15 protein-coding genes and 1 pseudogene are annotated in these 20,773 nt (G+C 41.2%); 12 read left to right on the top strand and 4 right to left on the bottom strand.

Annotated elements, in window-relative coordinates; translation table 11 throughout:
* The first annotated feature begins 62 nt into the window (after positions 1-62).
* From V7L12_RS05160 to V7L12_RS05135, 6 genes and pseudogenes are all read left to right on the top strand, one after another.
* Positions 63-1,562 (top strand): ABC transporter permease subunit, encoded by a 1,500-nt coding sequence (locus V7L12_RS05160; RefSeq protein WP_335082705.1) that lies wholly within the window; start codon positions 63-65, stop codon positions 1,560-1,562.
* Positions 1,563-2,026: 464 nt separating this feature from the next.
* The gene (locus V7L12_RS05155) at positions 2,027-3,550 is read left to right on the top strand and encodes a SulP family inorganic anion transporter (RefSeq protein ID WP_335082703.1); all 1,524 of its coding nucleotides are present in this window, start codon (positions 2,027-2,029) and stop codon (positions 3,548-3,550) included.
* A gap of 147 nt (positions 3,551-3,697) precedes the next feature.
* Positions 3,698-3,964 (top strand): hypothetical protein, encoded by a 267-nt coding sequence (locus V7L12_RS05150; protein ID WP_335082701.1) that lies wholly within the window; start codon positions 3,698-3,700, stop codon positions 3,962-3,964.
* Positions 3,961-4,092, top strand: coding sequence for a hypothetical protein (locus V7L12_RS05145; RefSeq protein ID WP_335082699.1), 132 nt, complete (start codon positions 3,961-3,963; stop codon positions 4,090-4,092). The genes V7L12_RS05150 and V7L12_RS05145 overlap by 4 nt, the downstream gene beginning before the upstream one ends.
* Before the next feature lie 40 nt (positions 4,093-4,132).
* Positions 4,133-4,768: a restriction endonuclease subunit R gene (locus V7L12_RS05140; RefSeq protein ID WP_335082697.1), complete on the top strand. Its 636-nt coding sequence runs from the start codon at positions 4,133-4,135 to the stop codon at positions 4,766-4,768.
* Between the two features lies 1 nt (position 4,769).
* Positions 4,770-5,159, top strand: a pseudogene (locus tag V7L12_RS05135) (Uma2 family endonuclease); the annotation flags it as partial.
* Between the two features lie 284 nt (positions 5,160-5,443).
* Here the strand turns inward: V7L12_RS05135 and V7L12_RS05130 are convergent.
* From V7L12_RS05130 to V7L12_RS05120, 3 genes are all read right to left on the bottom strand, one after another.
* The gene (locus V7L12_RS05130; RefSeq protein ID WP_335082695.1) at positions 5,444-6,628 is read right to left on the bottom strand and encodes a GUN4 domain-containing protein; all 1,185 of its coding nucleotides are present in this window, start codon (positions 6,626-6,628) and stop codon (positions 5,444-5,446) included.
* Positions 6,629-6,707: 79 nt separating this feature from the next.
* Positions 6,708-7,751, bottom strand: coding sequence for a glycerate kinase (locus tag V7L12_RS05125; RefSeq protein WP_335082693.1), 1,044 nt, complete (start codon positions 7,749-7,751; stop codon positions 6,708-6,710).
* A 15-nt stretch (positions 7,752-7,766) separates the two neighbouring features.
* A complete protein-coding gene (locus V7L12_RS05120; protein ID WP_335082691.1) occupies positions 7,767-8,099 on the bottom strand; it encodes a DUF565 domain-containing protein in 333 nt (110 codons plus the stop codon).
* Between the two features lie 809 nt (positions 8,100-8,908).
* On the opposite strand from V7L12_RS05120, the gene V7L12_RS05115 reads away from it, so the two are divergent.
* Together V7L12_RS05115 and V7L12_RS05110 are read left to right on the top strand one after the other, a co-directional pair.
* The gene (locus tag V7L12_RS05115) at positions 8,909-9,547 is read left to right on the top strand and encodes a hypothetical protein (RefSeq protein WP_335082690.1); all 639 of its coding nucleotides are present in this window, start codon (positions 8,909-8,911) and stop codon (positions 9,545-9,547) included.
* Positions 9,548-9,759: 212 nt separating this feature from the next.
* Positions 9,760-11,727 (top strand): ArnT family glycosyltransferase, encoded by a 1,968-nt coding sequence (locus V7L12_RS05110; RefSeq protein WP_335082688.1) that lies wholly within the window; start codon positions 9,760-9,762, stop codon positions 11,725-11,727.
* A gap of 59 nt (positions 11,728-11,786) precedes the next feature.
* Here the strand turns inward: V7L12_RS05110 and V7L12_RS05105 are convergent, their stop codons facing one another.
* Positions 11,787-15,023: a hybrid sensor histidine kinase/response regulator gene (locus V7L12_RS05105; protein ID WP_335082775.1), complete on the bottom strand. Its 3,237-nt coding sequence runs from the start codon at positions 15,021-15,023 to the stop codon at positions 11,787-11,789.
* Positions 15,024-15,682: 659 nt separating this feature from the next.
* On the opposite strand from V7L12_RS05105, the gene V7L12_RS05100 reads away from it, so the two are divergent.
* From V7L12_RS05100 to V7L12_RS05085, 4 genes are all read left to right on the top strand, one after another.
* Complete coding sequence (locus V7L12_RS05100; RefSeq protein ID WP_335082686.1) at positions 15,683-16,264, top strand: KaiA family protein; 582 nt, start codon at positions 15,683-15,685, stop codon at positions 16,262-16,264.
* A gap of 109 nt (positions 16,265-16,373) precedes the next feature.
* Positions 16,374-16,688 carry a circadian clock protein KaiB gene (gene kaiB / locus V7L12_RS05095; protein WP_069069132.1) on the top strand — a complete coding sequence of 105 codons (315 nt, stop codon included), beginning with the start codon at positions 16,374-16,376 and terminating at the stop codon, positions 16,686-16,688.
* 76 nt (positions 16,689-16,764) lie between these two features.
* On the top strand, positions 16,765-18,327 hold the full coding sequence (gene kaiC, locus V7L12_RS05090; RefSeq protein WP_335082684.1) for a circadian clock protein KaiC: 1,563 nt from the start codon (positions 16,765-16,767) through the stop codon (positions 18,325-18,327).
* 103 nt (positions 18,328-18,430) lie between these two features.
* The gene (locus tag V7L12_RS05085) at positions 18,431-20,680 is read left to right on the top strand and encodes a TolC family protein (RefSeq protein ID WP_335082682.1); all 2,250 of its coding nucleotides are present in this window, start codon (positions 18,431-18,433) and stop codon (positions 20,678-20,680) included.
* Positions 20,681-20,773: the final 93 nt, after the last annotated feature.

The following is a 20,773-nucleotide window of genomic DNA, read 5'->3' as shown; positions in this document are numbered from 1 at the left end:
TGCTCTACAGTTGATTGTAATATTTTAAGAAACCGCAGAGGCACAGAAGGAGAGAAGATAATATGGCTAAATTTGGTTTTATACGTTGGCTGTATTTATGTGTCTTCGTAGGTTTTAGCTGTTTATTACTGATTAGCTGTGCTGTGAACTCTAGCGCGGGGAAAACTTTGCGGGTTGCTACAGAACCGGCGTTTCCACCTTTTGAGTTTCAAGGAAAAGGTGGCGAGTTGCAGGGGTTTTCCATTGATTTGATGAATGCGATTGCTTCTTCTGCTAACTTTAAAGTTGATTTTCAAAGTCTGCCTTTTGATGGCATGATCTCAGCTTTAGCAGCCAAAACGGTAGATGCAGCAATTAGTTCCATCACGATTACTGAGGAGAGGGCGAAGACGATTTCTTTTTCCCGTCCCTATTTTAAGGCTGGGTTAGCGATCGCAATTCGCGCAGACAATCAAGATATTACTGGTTTTGACAGTCTCAAAAATAAAAAGATTGCTGTACAAATTGGCACAACTGGGGCTGCAAAGGCTAAGAGTATTCCTGGGGTACAAATTCGCAGTTTTGATTCTGCACCCATAGCCCTGCAAGAATTGGTCAACGGTAATGTAGATGCGGTAATTAATGATGCACCTGTGACTGTATATGCTATTAATACGGGCAATCTTCAGGGAATTAAAGTAGTACAGAAATTGCTGACGGAGGAGTTTTATGGAATTGCTACAGCTAAAAACTCGCCGAATTTGACATTGATAAATGATGGCTTGGATAGGGTGCTGAAAAATGGCACTTATGCCCAAATTTACCAGAAATGGTTTAAAGTTGAACCACCATCACTACCAGCTAAATCACCATTTGAGAATCAAACTAACGCTGGCCCACCTAAAATATTAACTTCAATTAGGGTGGTATTGCAGGCTTTTCCAAGTTTATTGCAGGGTGCATTGATAACTTTGCAATTGACGATACTTTCTGTAGTATTTGGTTTAATTGGCGGTTCCTTGATTGGTATTGTTCGCCTTTCTCATATTGCATCTGTGCGTTGGTTGGCGAGGGCGTATGTAGATTTTTTTCGAGGAACGCCTTTGCTGGTGCAAATTTTTATGATTTACTTTGGTTTACCAGCAATTTTACAAGAACTTGGTTTGACATTTTCTTTTGATCGTCTAAGTGCTGGGGTAATTGCCTTAAGTTTGAATAGCGCTGCATACATTGCCGAAGTTGTTCGTGCTGGAATTCAATCAATTGAACCAGGACAAGCAGAAGCAGCAAAATCATTAGGTTTAAGTTCTGTGCAAACTATGAGTTATGTAATTTTTCCCCAAGCTTTCCGGCGGATGATTCCACCTTTGGGTAATGAGTTTATCAGTTTGTTGAAAGATACTAGCTTAGTTTCTGTGATTGGGTTTGAAGAATTACTACGTAAAGGACAGTTAATTGTTGCTGATAACTATCGCGCCTTTGAGATTTACGCAGGTGTAGCGGTGATTTATTTATGTTTGACGCTACTTTCTTCCCAAGCATTTAGCCGATTAGAAGCTTGGATGAATCCCATCAAGCGCTAAGAGACTTTCAAAAATAATTTCTCAAAATCTAGAGAATGATAATTAATACACTTGTAAAGCTGATTTTTGGGATACTTAGCAGTTGTGCGTTAAGAGCCTGAGAAAATTAAATTATAGGGCTTATATTATACCCTTTTTGGGCTAATTATAATTTATTGTTTAATTTTAATTAATATTTTGCGGCGAATCCAATAAAAAAGTTATGTAATATCAATCAGATAACCCTACTGTTATCATGGACTTGTAATCATTAAGAAATGTAAAGAGTAACTATAACCGTAAGTCAATTTAACTTAATGAGTTCGTGCTTGCTATTGGAGGGCTGAGTATGCCAGTACAGTTGCATTGCAATTAGAACTCAGTGAACAGATTTGAACTATTCAATGCAAGTCTAGTTTCGGCTGGATTGTAACAGTTCACTTTGCCAGCCAAAAATTAAAAACTTTTCATTAGAGGAGAAGCAAATGAGAAATTTGAAAGCAATCATAGACAAATCCTCATTGACTAGTGAAGTACCGGCATCATTTGTGGTATTTCTTGTCGCCCTTCCTCTTTGTATGGGTATTGCGATCGCTTCGGGACTTCCGGCATCTCGCGGCTTAGTTACAGGAATAGTAGGCGGAATTATTGTTGGTGCTGTTTCCGGTTCACCAATGCTTGTCAGTGGACCTGCTGCTGGGCTTGCGGTGATTGTTGCAGAAATAGTTCAAGAAGATGGCATTGAAATGGTTGGGCCAATTCTGCTGCTGGCGGGTTTAATCCAATTACTCGCAGGTATATTTAAACTTGGCCAGTTGTTTCGCGCCATGTCACCGGCTGTCATCTATGGAATGCTTGCAGGTATTGGGATATTAATCCTCGCTTCCCAATTTCATGTCATGCTAGACGACCAACCGCGTATACACGGCATTGAGAATTTAATTTCTATTCCCAACAGCATTTACAAAGTTTTGTTCCCTATTGATGGTAGCGTTCATCACGTTGCAGCACTCATAGGTGTAATAACTATTATCAGTCTTCTGCTGTGGGAAAAATTTAAACCCAATAGTTTAAAGTTGATTCCTGGTGCGCTTGTCGGCGTTGTAATTGCCACCGTCATAGCTACAGTGTATCGATTACCGATTCAGTATGTTGATGTACCTGGAAATCTGGCACAAGCAATTCAATTACCAACACTTGCCAGCTTACCACGCCTAATTCAGGCCCCAGTTTTGCTAGATGCGATCGTGATTGCCTTCATTGCTAGTACAGAAAGTTTACTTTCAGCCGTAGCAGTAGATCGATTGCATACCGGGCCAAGAACCGATTTCGATCGCGAATTAACGGCGCAAGGAATTGGCAACATTATATGTGGGTTCTTGGGTGCTTTGCCGATGACAGGAGTGATAGCCCGCAGTTCTGTAAACGTAGAAGCTGGTGCTAAAACTAGATTATCGACTATACTTCACGGTCTATGGCTATTAATTTTAGTAATTGCAGCCCCAACCTTGCTCAAAATAATTCCCATTTCTAGTCTGGCAGCAATTCTAGTTGTTACTGGTTACAAACTAATCGAAGTAGAACATATTCGCCAGTTAAAAAAGTATGGGCGTTTTCCTCTGGTAATATTTGCTGCCACTTTAATCGGGATTGTTGTTACTGATCTGATCACAGGTGTTTTAATTGGTATTCTGTTGACAGGAATTTTACTAATTCACAAAATGTCTGTGCTGAATATCCAAGTTATTAAGTACGAAGATAATCAGAGAATAGACATTTATTTACAAGGTGCGGCAACATTTGTGAGGCTACCAAAATTGGCGAATATTTTAGAACTTGTGCCTCCAGGAAGTGAATTGCATGTTTATATGCAAGACTTGGCTTATATAGATCACTCTTGTTTAGACCTACTATCGGTGTGGGCAAAACAACAGGAAAAAATGGGAAGCACCTTAACTATGCAATGGGATCGTCTGATAGATCGTAATCGCAACCCATTTCCTCTGTAACACTGAGGCTAGATTTTTTCTCACGATAGGGTGCACAGCTGTGCCACCCTGCGAATTGTTTGTATTCCATGCAATCAGCCAAGGGTTAAGATAGGTTTTATATAGGGAATTTAGATTGAGTTGCGCCTGAATAAGGAAAATTCCATAATGGAAACAGATATTTTCGTTAAAGTGACAGCAGAAGGTAAATTGGAACTACCAGCAAAAGTCCAAGCAAAACTTAGTGCTGGCGATGAATATGTAATATCAATTACAGAAGACGAAATTGTATTGAAAAAAATTCGCAACCCTCTAACTTGGTGTGAATTATCGCAAAGATTAGAGGAATCTGAACCAGATTTACAGCAACCCTCATTGTCAGAAATTAGTAAACTTGTTAAGGAAATGCGCCGGGAAAAACGGTCGAAAGCATGAGGATTGTATTAGATGTCAGTGTTTGGATTTCGGGTTTGCTATGGGTAGGAATTCCTGGTCGGATTTTTGATTTAGCAGAAGAACACAAAATTACTATTTTTGTCTCTAATATTTATATTATCTGTTAATCTTCACAATTTTATATAAGCCTTAATCAAGCAAAAATATATGACAATTCTTAACGCTCGTAATTTATCCTTAGAAGAAGTTCAGCGTCTATTTGATTTTCAAGAACAATACAGTGACTCCTTTTCTAAATATTTATCTCTAGAATCTCTCACGGAAGCAGAACAGCAGGAACTTCTGCAAATTAGAAATGACTTTCGACGCTATCTTACAGCAGGAAAAGTTTCTGAAGGTCAGGTAAAGTTTCTTGCAGTTGCCCCTTTATTAAGATTAGCTGGTTTTTATCGCTATCCAATTGAGATTGTTTTGGAGGAGAATATTACTGATATTGAAGTGGAAGATGAAGATATCAAAATTAAAGGAAGATTTGATATTTTAGCTATTAGTAAATCTAAACATACAAAGCCTCAAACATATTTTTGGGTATTGTTAATTGAATCTAAAAATAGTCAGATTGATATATCAACAGGTTTGCCTCAGCTACTCACATACGCTTATAAAAATTTAGATAATCAAAAATCAGTTTGGGGATTAACGACTAATGGTAGAAGTTATCAGTTTGTCTATATCGAACAAGAAAATCCCCCTATTTATTATCTGTTACCAGAATTAAATTTAATGGAAAGAGAGCGTTCAAATCAGTTGCTACAAGTTTTAAAAGCAATTTGTCAGCTTTAAAAGCTATTCACCAGACATATTAATAATCAATCGACCAAATTTAGTGAATGAACCTTTGTGGAAAAAAGAATCGACTGTAAGTCAAGCTGCATCAATTCCATTAGTTATTAAGGTTGTTAGTATTAATTGGCGGGATGATTACTACAAAAAATTAGCTGATTATGAAGCTATAGGTATTCCTGAATATTGGATTATAGATTACGCTGCTATAAGTGCTAGAAAGTTTATTGGTAATCCTAAACTACCCACTATATCTATTTATCAATTAATCGATGGTGAATACCAAGTTACTCAATTTAGAGGTACAGATCACATAGTCTCTCCTACTTTTCCAGAATTGAATTTAACCGCTGAACAGATTTTTCAAGCTAGAGGTTTCCCAACTAGTTAAAATTACCGAGAGAGCTTTTTACAACTTGTCTAATTACGAATTACGAATTAGTATGAGACTACTTTGGGATAAATGGGAAGCAAGTAACCAAGAAATAGAAAAAGTAGCGAGCAAATTTATATTTGCTAATTGCTATGACAGCCAAAAAGCTTGCATTGTACTACAAGCACAACAAGAAGAATTTTTTTCTGCTCAGTACCAGGTAACGGAAACGTAGAAACCGCAATACTTCGTGCGAAATTACTTGTTTGTGAATCTTCACAATTTCTTGTAAGCCTTATATGCTACACTTCACAAGTTTCGACGCGAGAGAAGAGACAACAAAAAATCCCAACTCCGCCCATAAAACCACCCTTCCTCCCACCAAGTCTCCCTACACCGCCAAAAAGCCGCTCCATCGATCGGCACGGCAATTGTCCCTGCGGAGAATTTAGTGTAAAGGTCAGGTATGAGTATAATCGCCACTCTTTATTCAAAAACATTCCTTTTCGCCATCCGACGCGATCGCCAAACTTTTCGTAGTCTTTTCCAACGTTTTCCCAAATCCACTTTTGCACACTAAACCCAAAGTGCCCATTGCTGTATTTTACCCACAGTTGGTCAATAGTGCGTAAGTCAGTGCAAGGGAAGTTATTAATAGATTCAGAATCAAGCCAGCCTTCTTGTTCTCTGCCAGTGGCTTTGAGCATAACAGCCAGAGTTTCTTGATCAGCTTCTTTCCACTGTCCAGCTTGAAGTAAATCGCGCAACCGCCTATAGTCTACACCTTTCTCAGAGAGGAGATCGTCGTTACTAGTAGATTGCTGTTGTAGTCGCAGCTTATCGGCTTTTTCTTGTTCTCGTTGTCTTTGTAGTCTTTCTGCTTCCTGTCTTTGTAGCCTATCTGCTTCTTCTTGTTGTTCCTGTAGCCACAGCCTTTCTGCTTTCTGTTGTTGTAACTTTCTGGTTTCCTCTTCTTGTTCCCGTAGTCGCAGCCTTTCTGCTTCCTGTTTTTGCCGTTCGTCTCTTTCCTTCTTTAGCTTCTCAGCAGCCGCCCGAATTCCTCTAGCTACATCTGTGAAGGCTTCATCTTGATTATGCCAATTCCTTGATACTACAGGTTCAGTATTCTTAGGCAAAGCTTGAAGTTTTCCAAACGGTGCGCCATTCCAATCAACACTTCGCAGAATAACCGGGATAACACAAGCCTCTCCAGCATGGTGACGTTCTATTGCTTTCTTAACTTCGACATCCCAGCAATATTTAGAAAAAAGAAAATCTGAACTGATGAGTAACAGAATGATGTCGGCGGTGTTTAGATTATCATTAATTTGGTAATCCCACTCCTCTCCAGGTAGTATCTTGCGATCGTGCCAGCTTGAAATCACACCCTGCCGTTCTAATATGCTCAGGTGTTTAGCTAGTTCATCTCGTAGAGCTTCGTCTTTGTGAGAGTAAGAAAAGAAAAGCTTTAACGATACCTCTGGCATTTTTGTTCTAAGGAGTAGGATAAATCACGCTTTAAGCAAATTATAGTGTTTTTACCTGGTTTGCTTGAGAATTAACGGCCTAAGTGCGATCGCAATACACTTGACCAAAGCTATGATCGGGATGAATCTCAATCACTAAATCAACCGCTGTCGCATCTCTTACCAACGGCGTGATGAATAATTCTGGGTGCAGCGATCGCCAAAAATAATTGACAAATTGCTCTATCTCTGCATTACTCATTCCCGATTTCCCCGCAGCAATCATCTGCTGTTCCGCCTGTTTACGCCACTCCAAAGAACAGCGGTAATCAATGGGATAAAGCACAATTAAGCTGTCTAATCGCTCCCAGAGTGGTAGATAATCGTGGAGGCGAAGATTCATATCACGGGCAAATGCTCTATCTTCATCTGTGACAATTGGCGGTGGTGCGGTATCAAATAAATTAGGGTCGATTGGTCGCACACCCACAAACCAACCTTCAAATAGTACAATATCTACATCCATCACCATTTCGGAAGTAGTGCGATCGCCAGCACCTCCAAAAGCTGATTTATCAAAGCGGGGAAGGATCACTGGACTTTGCGACTGGCAAATTTGATCTAGTACATTTAAGCCTAAGTCTAGATCGTGAGTTCCTGGTGGACCGCGCCAAATTAAGCGGGGATCTTGCTGTGTTAAAACCAAGCGATCGCTGTAAGTTTTATATAAGTCATCCAAACATAAACTCACAGTCCGATATCCCAAATGATCGAGAATCAAAATGAGAACTTTGGACATTGTGGTTTTACCAGTGCCTTGTCCTCCCAAAATTCCTTGAATCAGAGGATGTTCCAACTGTTGGCGCTGCGATGCTAGTTTGATCCCCAAAGGCAGCCACAAGTCCCACAATACCTGTAACATTTCCTGGGGTTGTACTTGGAGAGTAGCTTGGCAGAATTCGCTAAAAGCTGGAAAGACAGATTTTAGTAAATGCGATCGCCTTTCGATCATTTCATCAACATTTTCTGGCGCGATGCCAAAAGCTTTTGCCCTTAACCGATCTGCCAGCGCTGCTTCTCTTGCTTCCTGCTTCCAAGTTTCCCCCACCTCATTGGTTGCCAAAACACTCAGCCACAAATTCATAAATTCTCCATCTCACTACGATCCCAGCTTAAAAGCTTCGAGAAACAGGCTGTAGATGAAACCAACTTTCAGGAGATTTAGTGAGTCTACCAAGAGCGATCGCTTATCCAAAAAGCTGCGACTATAAAATATTCTGCTGGTAATTTCCGTCAACAAGACTAAAAAACCAGCTGCCACAATGTCTAACTCTGCCCGTTGTCCGGCTGTAGTGGAAACTGCGTTTCCCAGAAAAAAACCGAACAAAAAACTAATTATCAGCAACGATAGTCGTCGCCAAGGATTTAAAAACCATTGCCCAAAGCGTGTAGCAATGGCATCGAACAAGTTATTGAGACGAGTGTTTTGCATCAAAGGGACTTCTGGGAAAAGTCAAAATATCTTGAAATATATCTATATTAAGGTAAGGAGGATATTGGTTTTAGCATCAGCTTGTTTGTTACTATTGTATATATCTACTGCAATTCCAGTGTTTATTCAAATTTGACCATTCTATCATCTTCTTCAGAAGTATCGTTTTTTAGAGGATGTTTGGAAACAATAAATATTTAGTTTGATCCCCACGAGCAAGCCTTAAAAAATGGGAAAATGATTCAAAATTCCCCTTTTTAAAGGAAGCGAGTCCATTAAGTGGCTTTCCTGACTTGTATTCATCTACGGAAGTAAGCTACTTGTAGCGTCTCCCAACAGGAGAAGGGACTTGCATAGATTTAGGAAGGAGGATCTCTAAGCTATTGGTATATCACCAAGCACTTTTTAAACATCCTCTTAAGGTAGCTTTTCATAGCATAAGAGAAAATATACTACTTAGATTTATCTGACGTTTAGCAAAGGATGTCTTGTAGAGGCCGCTAGCGGTTCCAGGAAACTTTTATTTTTTTTATACAAATGAATTGGCTGAGTAGGTATCAAATTATCTTGTTTTTATCCATACTTACGGTCAAAATTCCAAGTAATGGGTGTCTGTACCTCTTGTTTTTCAAACATCAAAGAGATTATATCCTTCAAATGTTTTCTAATAAAAATGATATTTATTATACATTCGTGTTCCTAATTTTAGGAAAATCTATATTAGGCTATTTTGTGTGATTGCCTTTTGGGATAATAGGCTACTATTTGGTCAAGCCTAGACAAAATATTTATTTCTAATAACTATCAATATGAAATCCTCAGTGTATCGTAACGTCGGTATTACAGCTTTGTGCTTGGGACTGCTTGTTGCTCTGGTGGGATGCTTTGGAGTGAGTGTATCTTTTGAGTCTACCAATCCAGATACAAACCCAGATACATCTTCACAACTGCCAACAGAAACTCAACAGTGGCAGACAACCTCGGTTGTACCTGAAAAAGGTATTTCCGCTAATCTATCTACACCAGCACCTACCCCAACCAATCAAGTAGAACACAGCAGTAAAGAGAATACTTATCCTGTCTTGGCAGAGCGTGATAAATCAGCAAGCATTGCCAAGGATCAAGGGACTTTGCGAATGAGCAATCAAACAAATCAGCCTGTGCGGCTGGTTCTGCTGGCACGACAGTCAGTAGCAAAAGGATCTAGTAAAAAACAAACTCACCACGATGTACCGGCACATTGGGATTTTGCTCCCGAAGAAGGTAGTGAGAAAGGACTGGTTCTATCCCTACCTCAGAATAATTTAAAGCTAGAGAAAGGAGATGTTTTAGTTGCTTTTGCACAAGATGGTTCCCGTCGTTACTGGGGCCCTTATATTATTGGCGAAACTCAATTACCTAAGTGGAATTCCCAAAACAGAGAATGGCAACTTGTGCTGAGTCAATAAATATTGCTAAGTGGTAAATATTGAGTACAGAAGCAATTGTTGTAGAGTGGGCATTGTTTACCGTTTGCTCAAAGCTTTATTTTTACATGCTTACCCGACAGTTGGTAAAGTGTTAAGTAATGGATAGAGGAAAATTGTTGAATTAAAAACTCCCAAGAACAAAAGATAGATAACTAACGACTATTGATTAGTGATTGTTGACTATTGACTAAATGAGAATGAAATTGAGTGTTAAGCACACTGTTGATCGGTGGTTCAACAAAATAGCAAAAAATCCAGCCCTTAGTGTAGCTGTGTCGATTTTATGGTTGATGGTGGTTGGCTGGGTGGCTTTTGGTTGGAATTTGGGCAACACTGGCTTGATTGATGAGACAGAGCCGCTCTTTGCCGAAGCTTCCCGCCAGATGTTCGTCACAGGTGATTGGATTACCCCATTTTTCAATGGTGACACTCGTTTCGATAAACCTGCTTTAATTTACTGGTGTCAGGCGATCGCATATCATCTGATTGGCGTGAATGAATGGGCAGTACGCCTTCCTTCTGCGATCGCAGCATTCGGCTTAGTTTGTTTAGCTTTTTACACCATCCAGTGGTATCTGGCTAAACAAGACGAATTAGAGCAAGTTTCACGTCCTACTCGTCGCTACTTAACATCTTTTATAGCAGCAGCGCTCATGGCACTCAATCCCGAAACTATTATTTGGGCGAGAACGGGTGTCTCTGATATGCTGCTCACCGGATGCATGGCATCGGCTTTGTTATGTTTCTTTCTAGGGTATGCAGGGAAGGGAGGGACTGGGGACTGGGGACTGGGGACTGGGAAACTGGGAACAGAAGGCAGTGGACTGAGGAGTGAGGAGGAATTTTCCCAATCCCTAACCCCTAATCACCAATCCCAAAGCGAAGCAACCTCTCCATTTCCTAATAAGTGGTATTTAGCTTTTTATGTGCTGATTGCTGGCGCAATTTTGACCAAAGGACCAGTGGGAATTGTTTTGCCGGGGCTAATTGTTGCCGCCTTTTTGCTTTACGTGGGTAAAATGCGAGAAGTGTTGCGGGAAATGCACCTTCTTGTAGGTATACTGATAATTCTCGCTTTGTCAGTGCCCTGGTATGCCTTAGTAATTTGGCGCAATGGCTGGAATTACATTAACTCCTTTTTTGGTTATCACAACCTGGAACGCTTTACAGAAGTAGTTAATGGTCACTCAGCACCTTGGTATTTTTACTTTTTAGTCGTGCTGTTGGGTTTTGCACCATACTCAGTGTATTTACCAGCTTCTATAATCAGACTAAAGTTTTGGCAGCGATCGCATTGGCGATCCCTTGAACGTTTTCAGCAATTTAGTTTATTTTCCTGGTTCTGGTTTGCTAGCATCTTTGCCTTTTTTAGCATTGCCGTTACTAAACTCCCTAGCTACGTATTGCCTTTAATGCCAGCAGCAGCAATTTTGGTAGCCTTGTTGTGGAGCGACCTTTTTTCAGATTCAAAGACACGGCAAACAAGTCCTGTTTCCGCCTCTCCCACTCCGTCCATCTCCGCGTCTTTGCTGCGAATGAGTGGTTGGGTGAATGTAGTATTTTTATCAGTTCTGGCAACAGCACTGCTCAACATAACCCATATATTAGGTACCGATCCAGCGATAAGTAACTTCCACGAACTAATTGAGCAATCTGGTTTACCAGTAATAGCGGGTATAATTTGGCTAGTTTGTGCTGTTTTGGTTGCAGGTTTATTATTGAGTCGCCGCTGGAACTACATTATCAGTATTAATTTAATCGGGTTTGTGGCGTTTATAATTTTTGTCTTAACGCCTGCTTCGTTCTTTATCGATCGAGAACGTCAATTACCCTTAAGGGAATTGTCTGCGGTCATTCTAGAAGCAAAACAACCAAACGAAGAATTGATCATGCTTGGCTTCAAAAAGCCTAGTGTGGTATTTTACAGCCACATCCACGTAAATTATTTAAAGTTTCCCAAAGAGGCTGTAGAGCATATTAAAAACCAGGCTGCTAAAGGACTAAAACCTTCCTCAGTGCTGCTGTTGACCGAACAGAAAAAGTTTTTACAAATGGACTTACAGCCAGATGATTACAAGAATTTATCGACCAAGGGTGCTTATAACTTGGTTCGAGTTCCTTTTAAGAAAATGAAAAATCAAAAAATCGACATATCATAAATTGTCATTAGTCATTAGTCATTTGTCCTTTGATGAATAACTAATGACCAATGACCTCATTAACATTTGTGATTGTAACCGTTGACAGCTAAAGCTTGATTGATCTGGTTTAAGAGGTCTTCCATTGATATCGATCGCGGTAATATTTGGGTAGCGATCGCACTAACAACAGTTTCTATAGATTCCAAACCATTCTTCTTCTTTTTGTCGATTTCCTGATCAGCTACCTGATCATGGAAACTGGTTTCTGAGCGATTTAATCGCTGATTTAATACCAAAATTGGTGGCAACTTTAAAGGTGAATCTCCCAATGTTTTCAGTGCTTTGAGCACATCTTTGTGGATAGAGGTTTCTCCTAAACAAATTAGCAGTAAATCAACGCTTTCATGGCGAATCTGTTGCAACACTTCTGCCCAACAAGGACTCATCGCTGCTTTGAAGCCTGCTGTTTGGAGGTATTGAATTAAAGCTTGGAACCATTCAGATCCCCGTTCAGCAGTTTCACTACTAATTGAGCAATTTTTTTCTGTCCGATAACCCTTAGCTGACTTACGTCTTACCTGGGGGAAATCCCGTAGCATTGTCAAATCCACTACCAAGACGTTAGCAGGACAGCAAATACCAGAAGCAATTTCTAGTACTGATAGTAAAGCATCTGTTTTCTCAGTGCGACTGCTGTTGTCTTTAGCAAATGGTGTTAAGTAAGGAAATACAGATAGCCCTGGTATTTTAGAAGCGATTAAGGTAGTTGCAACATCACAAGTAACCAGTGGTATAGCTGCTAAACGTGGATGTCCAATTAGTTGTTGCAAATAAATTTGGGCGGTGGTACTTTCGACATCTAACAAAATCACATCAAACTGCCATACCCGCGCCAAAAGTTCTGCCTGATCTAGGTCATCCACTTCAATCACCCGATGTTCTCGAAGTGAGGGGTGGGGATTGACGGATTCTAACTGGGGATTCACCAACCTGAGAATTCGCAGTGGGGTTTTAGTTGGGATAATTTCACTATTATTTAACCCTATCTGCGGTATTACTTGTGCAGTACATAATTTTTCTAGAACTGGTGCTAAGACCTGATGCTCTACTGGCAAACTTAAGAAACCATCGGCTCGGTTAGCAAATGCTTGCTCCTTTTCGGCTGCCGTCGCTGTCACAATTACAGATATATGACGGGTTGCGGTGTCAGATTTTAGTAAAGTCAGTACATCCCAACCTGATAGCAAAGGTAGCAACGGATTTAAAAATATCGCTATTGGTTGCAAGCGCCGCGCTTTTTCGACTGCTTCTGTCCCCGATCGCGCAATCACTACCCGATATCCTAAACCTTTGAGTTGTTCGGTCAAGTCTTCAATATATCGGGCTACTGCCTCGACTACCAAAACCAATCGTTGCGAACTCGTAAGATGATGCTGTGTGGGCGTACTAGGATGCTGACGAGCGGCGGCGAGATTTTCCCGTGTCGGTTGGTATTGTGTCTCCTCGTCTTCTCTGATTCCCATATCTGGTTCCGAAAAGCCTGTTTTCGGAGGACTGGGCGGCAGAAGTAGTGTAAACTGGCTACCTTTACCTTCACGGGATAAGAAGCTGACATCTCCTCCGTGGAGGCGAGCCAAGGCGCGAGTTAATACTAGCCCTAAACCAGTGCCTTCAAATTGGCGAGTGAGGGGATTTTCTAGTTGTTGGAATTTTTGAAAGATTAAGTGTTGCTGGTGTTCAGGAATGCCAATACCTGTATCCCAAACTGTAAAGGCAATCCATCCTTCCCAACGACTTACCCGCAGCCCAATTTCGCCAGATATTTCGGTGAATTTAAAGGCGTTGGAAAGTAGGTGTACTAGCATCTGGCGTAAGCGCAACTCATCTGCCACCATCTGATCTAAGCCTAGTTCAATGGAAAGACAGAATTGGGGAGCAGATGAACGGGCATTTGCAGGTGGCGAGACAGATGTCGCTTTGGTGGTTTGAGTGTGGATAGCTTTGGCTTCCGATAGGGCGCGATCGCACACAGCCCGAATTTTCACCGGAGTCAGCGTCAAATCCATTTGTCCCGTCTCCATCCGGGTCAAATCTAAAATGTCATTCACCACACTCATCAGGTGGCGTCCGCTTTGATGAATCAGTCCCGCATAACGGGCTTGACGCTCGTTAAGTTCTCCCAAGTGCTGATCTACTAGCAAGCGCGATAATCCTAAAACGGCAGTTAGGGGAGTTTTGAGTTCATGACTAATACAAGCTAAAAACTCGTCTTTTAACCGATTTAGTTGAATTAAATCGGCATTCTTCGCTGCTAGTTCTTTACAAAGTTGCTGCTGTTCAGTGACATCAGTAGCTAAAATCAACCACAAATCAGTGCTGAGTGCAATCTCCTCTTCGGCACTCATAACTTTAAACTCAGGACTATCTAAGGGAATTTTGGCAAACTGCCAGATTTGCTCTTGACCATTTTGCACTTCGACAACGCAGGTACAAGTACCCACCTGACTATCCAAATAGCATCGGCTGTATGCAGCATTACCTGATGCTGCTTGCTGAGTCAGTTCTTCTTCACCACTATGCTCATTTTCCCTACCATTGGGATGAACTTTGATTGCTGGTTGGGTGGCATATTCTGCTATTTCGGAGCGTTTAGGGACAAGTATTGCCTCCACCTGTTGCCTAACCCCTTCTGGATCTTTCAAGGTTCCTAATTGCTGCCACCAGGCGGGATTTCGCGCTACCACCTCACCAGTACCCGTTTGCAACATCAAAGGCCAAGGCAGTCTTTCTAGCAAGTGTACCAGTGGCTGGTGTTTTAACAAATTGGATTCATTTGGTTCACCATCATACTCATGGCGATGCTCGCTAGACCTTTGTAAGCCAGCCATACGTTCTTGAGCCAGCGATCGCAACAGGCGTGAACTATCTAGCAGCCCCAAATATCGACCCTCAGAGTCAATCAGCGCCCAATCTAAGTTTTGGGATTTTTCGACTTGTGAATCGCACCAGCGCAAGCTTAATCGCTCTACACGCTCAGAAGCTGATATTGTCTGTATTGGCTCAATTAGACCTTGACCCCAGGTAGAGAGCGATTGTTGTAAATTTAGATTTTTATCGTCACTTTGTGCTAATAATTTTGGGATTAAACGGGCAGAATACAGCAATCCGATGGGGCATTGCTGTTGATTCACTACTACCAAGCGATCGCACTGCTCTTGCTCAAAAATCTCCAACACTACTGCCAGAGAACTTGTTTGGAGGCAGCTCGGTACGGTTGCCTGAAAGTCATAAAGCGGGTAATCTAGCATTAACATAGGGATTTGGGGGTCATTCTTCCCGTGGAACCCTCCAGCACTTCCATCTGCCAGTTGATGGTCTTTTCGCCTGAAGTCATATCCTCTAAGAAGACTCATATAATAAGCAACTCTGGTTATTTCAACGCCATTAAAACAACGGGATTTCCCCTTACGGACACGGGAATTGCGAACGAGTGCATTTTTCCAAGAGGCGACGTTTCTCATTTCTAGCAACTAGCCTCCCCAGTGTCTTACTGGTATTTAAACTCCTCATCGATAGCGACGGCTAAAACAATTATGGCCCCAAAGATTCGCTTTAGAACCTTGAGGAATTATAATGATTTGGAATGCGACAATCCTTTAAGTTCGTTTAAGTATCTTATCAAGGAGCAAAATAAAAAAATATATCTATTTATATACAGAGATATGTAAATCATGAGTTAATTATTGTGTCTTGCTATGCTGACGGATACCTCATGATCAAAGACCTACTAAGTTCTACCAGTTAATTGCTGCACTAGATTGTTAAGTGCGTAGCACTATCTGCTCACATAGAGCGTTATTTTGGGGTTAAATCACCAGTTGACTGCACACTCAGTATCCCCTACAAGCGTTACCCAAAGTTATCAGCCCGCGTTTATTGGTCAGGGCGATCAAGGAGATATATTCAACAATAGATGTTATTACCGATATTGATTCTGCAATCTAATGTTAACAAATGCTTAAATAATCCAGTTGACTTAGCCAACCTAAAAGGTTTGAGTACGTGGGTAGGGAAATTGATGGACGGAATTATTACCCAATTTTGCTACTTACCTGTTGCTGCAACGACCTCTGGAAAAATCAACTACTTACCAAATTGGCTGCCACTAAATCCAAGGAAGGCATACACTAGCAAGTACATTCATGTATTTGCCAGTCAGATGCAAAAAAGTCAACAGCATTTTCAGGAGATGACTCCGGCAGAAAGACAAGGATTATTAAGACAGCTTAAATTAGATTATAGCCTGATTCTTATAGATTATTTTACTACAGACAAAACACTCAAAGATAAAATTGATAAATTTATCAATACTATATTTTATGCTAATATTCCTGTGCCCCAAATAATCGAAATTCACATGGAGATAATTGAAGAATTTTCTAACCAGCTAAAATTAGAAGGTAGGAGCAATGAAACGTTACTTGATTACCGCCTAACGTTGATCGATGTCTTGGCTCACTTGTGCGAAGTTTATAGAAGTTCGATTTCTAAATAAATTAAGTTTATCGCTTTATATTAAAATTGGAATAAGCTACTGCTGTTAGTTACTCCCAATGCGCGAACACCTCTTGTTATTTTTATGCTCATGACTAGCTATTAAGTATATGATTAAAGCCAGAAAAACCTACGTTCTTAAGCTTTACGTAGCCGGAAATACTCCAAATTCAGTCCGGGCATTAAAAACACTCAAAGATATTTTAGAGCAGGAGTTTGAAGGTGTTTATGCTTTAAAAGTGATCGATGTATTGAAAAGTCCGCAACTGGCGGAAGAAGATAAAATATTGGCAACGCCAACATTATCTAAAATTTTGCCTCCACCCGTTCGCAAAATTATTGGGGATCTTTCAGATAGAGAAAGAGTGTTGATTGGATTGGATTTGCTCTATGAAGAACTGAGTGAAGAAGATTTTGAAGAGTAAATTTTTAATTATAAAAAATTGAGTCCAAACTTTAGTCATAAAAAAACAGGTTTGAATCCCCTTTTGTTATCAAGCAATGAGTGAAAACGAGCAACTAGAACCAAAGCAACCACCGAAAATTGGGGGTATAGAAAAAATTCGGACGATGATCGAAGGGTTTGACGATATTAGTCATGGTGGTTTACCAATTGGTAGAACTACCTTGATCAGCGGCACATCCGGCACAGGCAAAACTTTATTCTCTCTTCAGTTTCTCTATAACGGTATCACCTATTTTGATGAAGCAGGAGTATTTGTTACCTTTGAGGAATCACCGAGTGATATTATTAAAAATGCTCATGTTTTTGGTTGGAACTTGCCCCGCTTAATTGAAGAAGGCAAGTTGTTTATTCTTGACGCATCTCCCGATCCAGAAGGTCAAGATATCGTTGGAAATTTTGACCTTTCTGCACTGATTGAGCGTTTGCAATATGCCATCCGCAAATACAAAGCTAAACGAGTTTCAATCGACTCAATAACAGCAGTATTTCAGCAGTATGAAGCGATGGGAGTAGTGCGACGCGAAATTTTTCGCTTAGTAGCACGTCTCAAACTACTAAGTGTCACCACTCTAATTACCACTGAACGTAGTGAAGAGTATGGGCCTGTTGCCTCTTTTGGAGTGGAAGAATTTGTTTCCGATAATGTAGTAATTGTTCGCAACGCTTTAGAAGGAGAACGCCGCCGCCGCACAATTGAAATTCTCAAGTTGCGCGGCACAACTCACATGAAAGGCGAGTATCCCTTCACGATCACTAATGAAGGAGTTAACATCTTTCCACTTGGAGCAATGCGCTTGACTCAACGTTCTTCTAATGTCAGAGTATCTTCTGGTGTCAAAACTTTAGATGAAATGTGCGGTGGTGGTTTCTTTAAAGATTCAATTATTTTGGCAACAGGAGCCACAGGTACTGGCAAAACCCTGTTAGTAAGTAAATTTATTCAAGATGGCTGCCTCAATGGAGAACAGGCGATATTATTTGCTTATGAAGAATCACGCGCCCAACTATCTCGTAATGCTTCCTCTTGGGGAATTGATTTTGAAGAATTAGAACATCAAGGTTTACTCAAAATAATCTGTACCTATCCTGAATCAACTGGTTTAGAAGACCACTTACAAATTATTAAATCAGAAATTGCTATTTTCAAACCCGCTCGGATTGCCATTGATTCTCTATCAGCACTAGCTAGAGGAGTTACGAATAATGCATTTCGGCAGTTTGTAATTGGTGTGACAGGTTATGCTAAACAAGAAGAAATTACTGGTTTCTTTACCAACACAACCGACCAATTTATGGGAGCGCATTCGATTACTGACTCTCATATTTCCACGATTACCGATACAATTCTGATGTTACAGTACGTAGAAATTCGCGGAGAAATGTCGCGGGCAATTAACGTATTCAAAATGCGCGGGTCTTGGCATGATAAGGGCATTCGTGAGTATAATATTACTGCTGACGGGCCCGAAATTAAAGATTCTTTCCGAAACTACGAACGGATTATCAGCGGTGCTCCTACTCGCGTTAGTATCGATGAAAAGGCGGAACTTTCTCGCATTGTTAGACGTTTTGAAGACAAACAGAGTTCCGAACCCTAAATTTAGTATCGTAGTATATTCTTTCCTAAGTTTAGTATCGTGCTATATTCTGTGGTGAAGAAAGGTTTTCTGCCGCTAGATTGATTTTCGTGTGAGGGATGCGGTGAAAGGACAGCAATTATTTTATAGCTTCTTACCTGGTGTAACGGCAGCGGTTTTAACAACTCAGCCTGCTTGGGCTGGTACTGCGAAACTAACTGGGATACAACTGGCATCTTCTCCTAGTGTTTTGACTTCTACTTATGGTCAAGGCTTGGTTGTGGATACCATGAATAGGCAACTGCCTAACAGTGCAAATGTTAGTGTTCCAACCCTAGTACCTGCTTTGGGTTTTACTAAACTTAGTCTGAAACCTTTAAATGATAACAGTATTCCCGTATTTACGGCTGAAAATACTGTTGTGCCAATAAAACAACTACTTAAGAAAGATAAAGGTAGATTTTTCAGTTTGACACCTACCTCTAATCCTTCCCAAGCTCAAAAGAACCAAAAACAGAGTAATTCAAGCGCTTATGAGCAGAAATTAAAGAAGATAGTAGTTCCCAACTACACTTCAAAACCCCCTTCTGTCCAAAAAGGAATTTTGTCCCTGTCTTCTGCACAGCAGCCAGTGGTTCAAAAGATAAATACTGTTACTCAGTTGCAAACATTTTTACAAACTTCAGCCACAGGTGCAGGTGCAGCAAAACTGTTGTCAGCGCAGAGGTGTCCACAGGAGTTGAGCAAAAGCAAAACTGACTCCTTGGCTGATTTGCTATTAACCTCAAGCACCTGCTTACAACAAAATGCTATTGGTCGCTTGGCTCAGAGTAATACCACGATTCCGACAGATTCGACGCCAACTCTCACTGCGCCAGGGGGTTCGGTGCAACCTGCTAATGTACCAACAACCGTAACTCCTGCGCCAGGAGGTTCGACGCCAACTCTCACTGCGCCAGGAACCGTAACTCCTGCACCAGGGGGTTCGGTGCAACCTGCTAATGTACCAACAACCGTAACTCCAGTGCCGTCAGGGCGGGTACAAATTCCAGAGAACCTGATTCCTAACTCAAATCCTCTGCAATTTCCCACCAAACCGGAGGAAGTGCAACTTCAGGGAAATCAGCCGATTACTTTGGCACAGGCTCTGGAGCTAGCACAGCGTAACAATCACGATCTACAGGTGTCCTTATTGGAGCTAGAACGCAATAAAGCAACTCTACGCGAGGCGCAAGCTGCTTTATTGCCCACTCTGGGAGTTAGCACGGATCTGACTCGTAGTCAGTCTGCTAGTAGTCAGCTTCAGGACGAATTAAGTGGGCGAAATGGCTTATTATCTAACCAAGATCAACCTAGTACATCTTTTTCTGGTCAAGCACAACTTTCATATAACCTTTATAGTTCTGGGAGAGTGCAAGCTAGCATCAGAGCGGCTGAAGAACAGGTACGTTTCTATGAGTTGGCTGTAGAAACTCAGTTTGAGACAATCCGTCTGAATGTTGCCACTGACTACTACAATCTGCAACAAGCGGATGAACAAGTACGGATTGCCCAGTCGGCTGTGCAAAACTCCGAAGCTAGTTTGCGTGATGCAGAAGCTTTAGAGCGAGCTGGGGTTGGTACGCGGTTCGATGTGTTGCGATCGCAGGTGAATTTAGCAAATGCCCAACAAAATTTAACTAATGCTAGATCCCAGCAGTCAATTTCCCGTCGTCAATTAGCAACTCGGATAAGTTTGCCGCAAGCAATAAATATCAGTGCGGCTGACCCTGTACAATTAGCTGGTCTTTGGAACCCAACCCTAGAACAAAGTATTGTGTTGGCTTATCAAAATCGTCCAGAACTGCAACAGCAGTTGGCACAACGCAATACTAATGAGCAACAGCGTAAACAAGCTCTTGCAGAACTAGGCCCTCAAGTTAGTTTGGTCGCCAGTTACGATCTGCTAGATCAGTTCGATGATAATGTCAGTGTTACTGATGGTTATTCATTCGGAGTCAGGGCAACCCTAAATTTGTTTGATGGAGGAGCAGCAAAAGCAAGAGCAGATCAGCAGAAAGCTAATATTGCGATCGCAGAAACTCAATTTGCTGAACAGCGCAACCAAATTCGCTTTCAGGTAGAACAAGCCTATTCTACCCAGCAATCTAGTTTGGAGAATGTTCAAACCGCTAATACCGCTTTAGAACAAGCCAGGGAAGCTCTACGTTTAGCACGTTTGCGATTCCAAGCTGGTGTAGGTACTCAAACTGATGTCATTAACTCTGAAAATGACCTCACACAAGCTGAAGGTAATCGAGTCACAGCAATTTTGGATTACAACCGCGCTTTAGCTCAGTTACAACGGTCTGTTACCCTCAGAGCATTCCGCTAATTAGCTGAAACTCAACTGAATCAATACTTTTGACTGCTGTTGTGTTTATCAGGGCATTACACAGTCCAGTAGCGTTTCTGATAAAAAGCTAGC

The sequence above is a fragment of the Nostoc sp. genome (assembly GCF_036918245.1).
GTDB lineage: Bacteria > Cyanobacteriota > Cyanobacteriia > Cyanobacteriales > Nostocaceae > Nostoc.
The sequence above is the reverse complement of the archived record's forward strand: the minus strand, read 5'-3'. Positions and strand labels throughout refer to the sequence as shown.

Coding starts and splice junctions, on each gene's coding strand:
- V7L12_RS05160 (WP_335082705.1), top strand. CDS start 63: ATGGCTAAATTTGGTTTTATACGTTGGCTGTATTTATGTGTCTTCGTA.
- V7L12_RS05155 (WP_335082703.1), top strand. CDS start 2,027: ATGAGAAATTTGAAAGCAATCATAGACAAATCCTCATTGACTAGTGAA.
- V7L12_RS05150 (WP_335082701.1), top strand. CDS start 3,698: ATGGAAACAGATATTTTCGTTAAAGTGACAGCAGAAGGTAAATTGGAA.
- V7L12_RS05145 (WP_335082699.1), top strand. CDS start 3,961: ATGAGGATTGTATTAGATGTCAGTGTTTGGATTTCGGGTTTGCTATGG.
- V7L12_RS05140 (WP_335082697.1), top strand. CDS start 4,133: ATGACAATTCTTAACGCTCGTAATTTATCCTTAGAAGAAGTTCAGCGT.
- V7L12_RS05130 (WP_335082695.1), bottom strand. CDS start 6,628: ATGCCAGAGGTATCGTTAAAGCTTTTCTTTTCTTACTCTCACAAAGAC.
- V7L12_RS05125 (WP_335082693.1), bottom strand. CDS start 7,751: ATGAATTTGTGGCTGAGTGTTTTGGCAACCAATGAGGTGGGGGAAACT.
- V7L12_RS05120 (WP_335082691.1), bottom strand. CDS start 8,099: ATGCAAAACACTCGTCTCAATAACTTGTTCGATGCCATTGCTACACGC.
- V7L12_RS05115 (WP_335082690.1), top strand. CDS start 8,909: ATGAAATCCTCAGTGTATCGTAACGTCGGTATTACAGCTTTGTGCTTG.
- V7L12_RS05110 (WP_335082688.1), top strand. CDS start 9,760: ATGAGAATGAAATTGAGTGTTAAGCACACTGTTGATCGGTGGTTCAAC.
- V7L12_RS05105 (WP_335082775.1), bottom strand. CDS start 15,023: ATGTTAATGCTAGATTACCCGCTTTATGACTTTCAGGCAACCGTACCG.
- V7L12_RS05100 (WP_335082686.1), top strand. CDS start 15,683: ATGTTATTACCGATATTGATTCTGCAATCTAATGTTAACAAATGCTTA.
- kaiB (WP_069069132.1), top strand. CDS start 16,374: ATGATTAAAGCCAGAAAAACCTACGTTCTTAAGCTTTACGTAGCCGGA.
- kaiC (WP_335082684.1), top strand. CDS start 16,765: ATGAGTGAAAACGAGCAACTAGAACCAAAGCAACCACCGAAAATTGGG.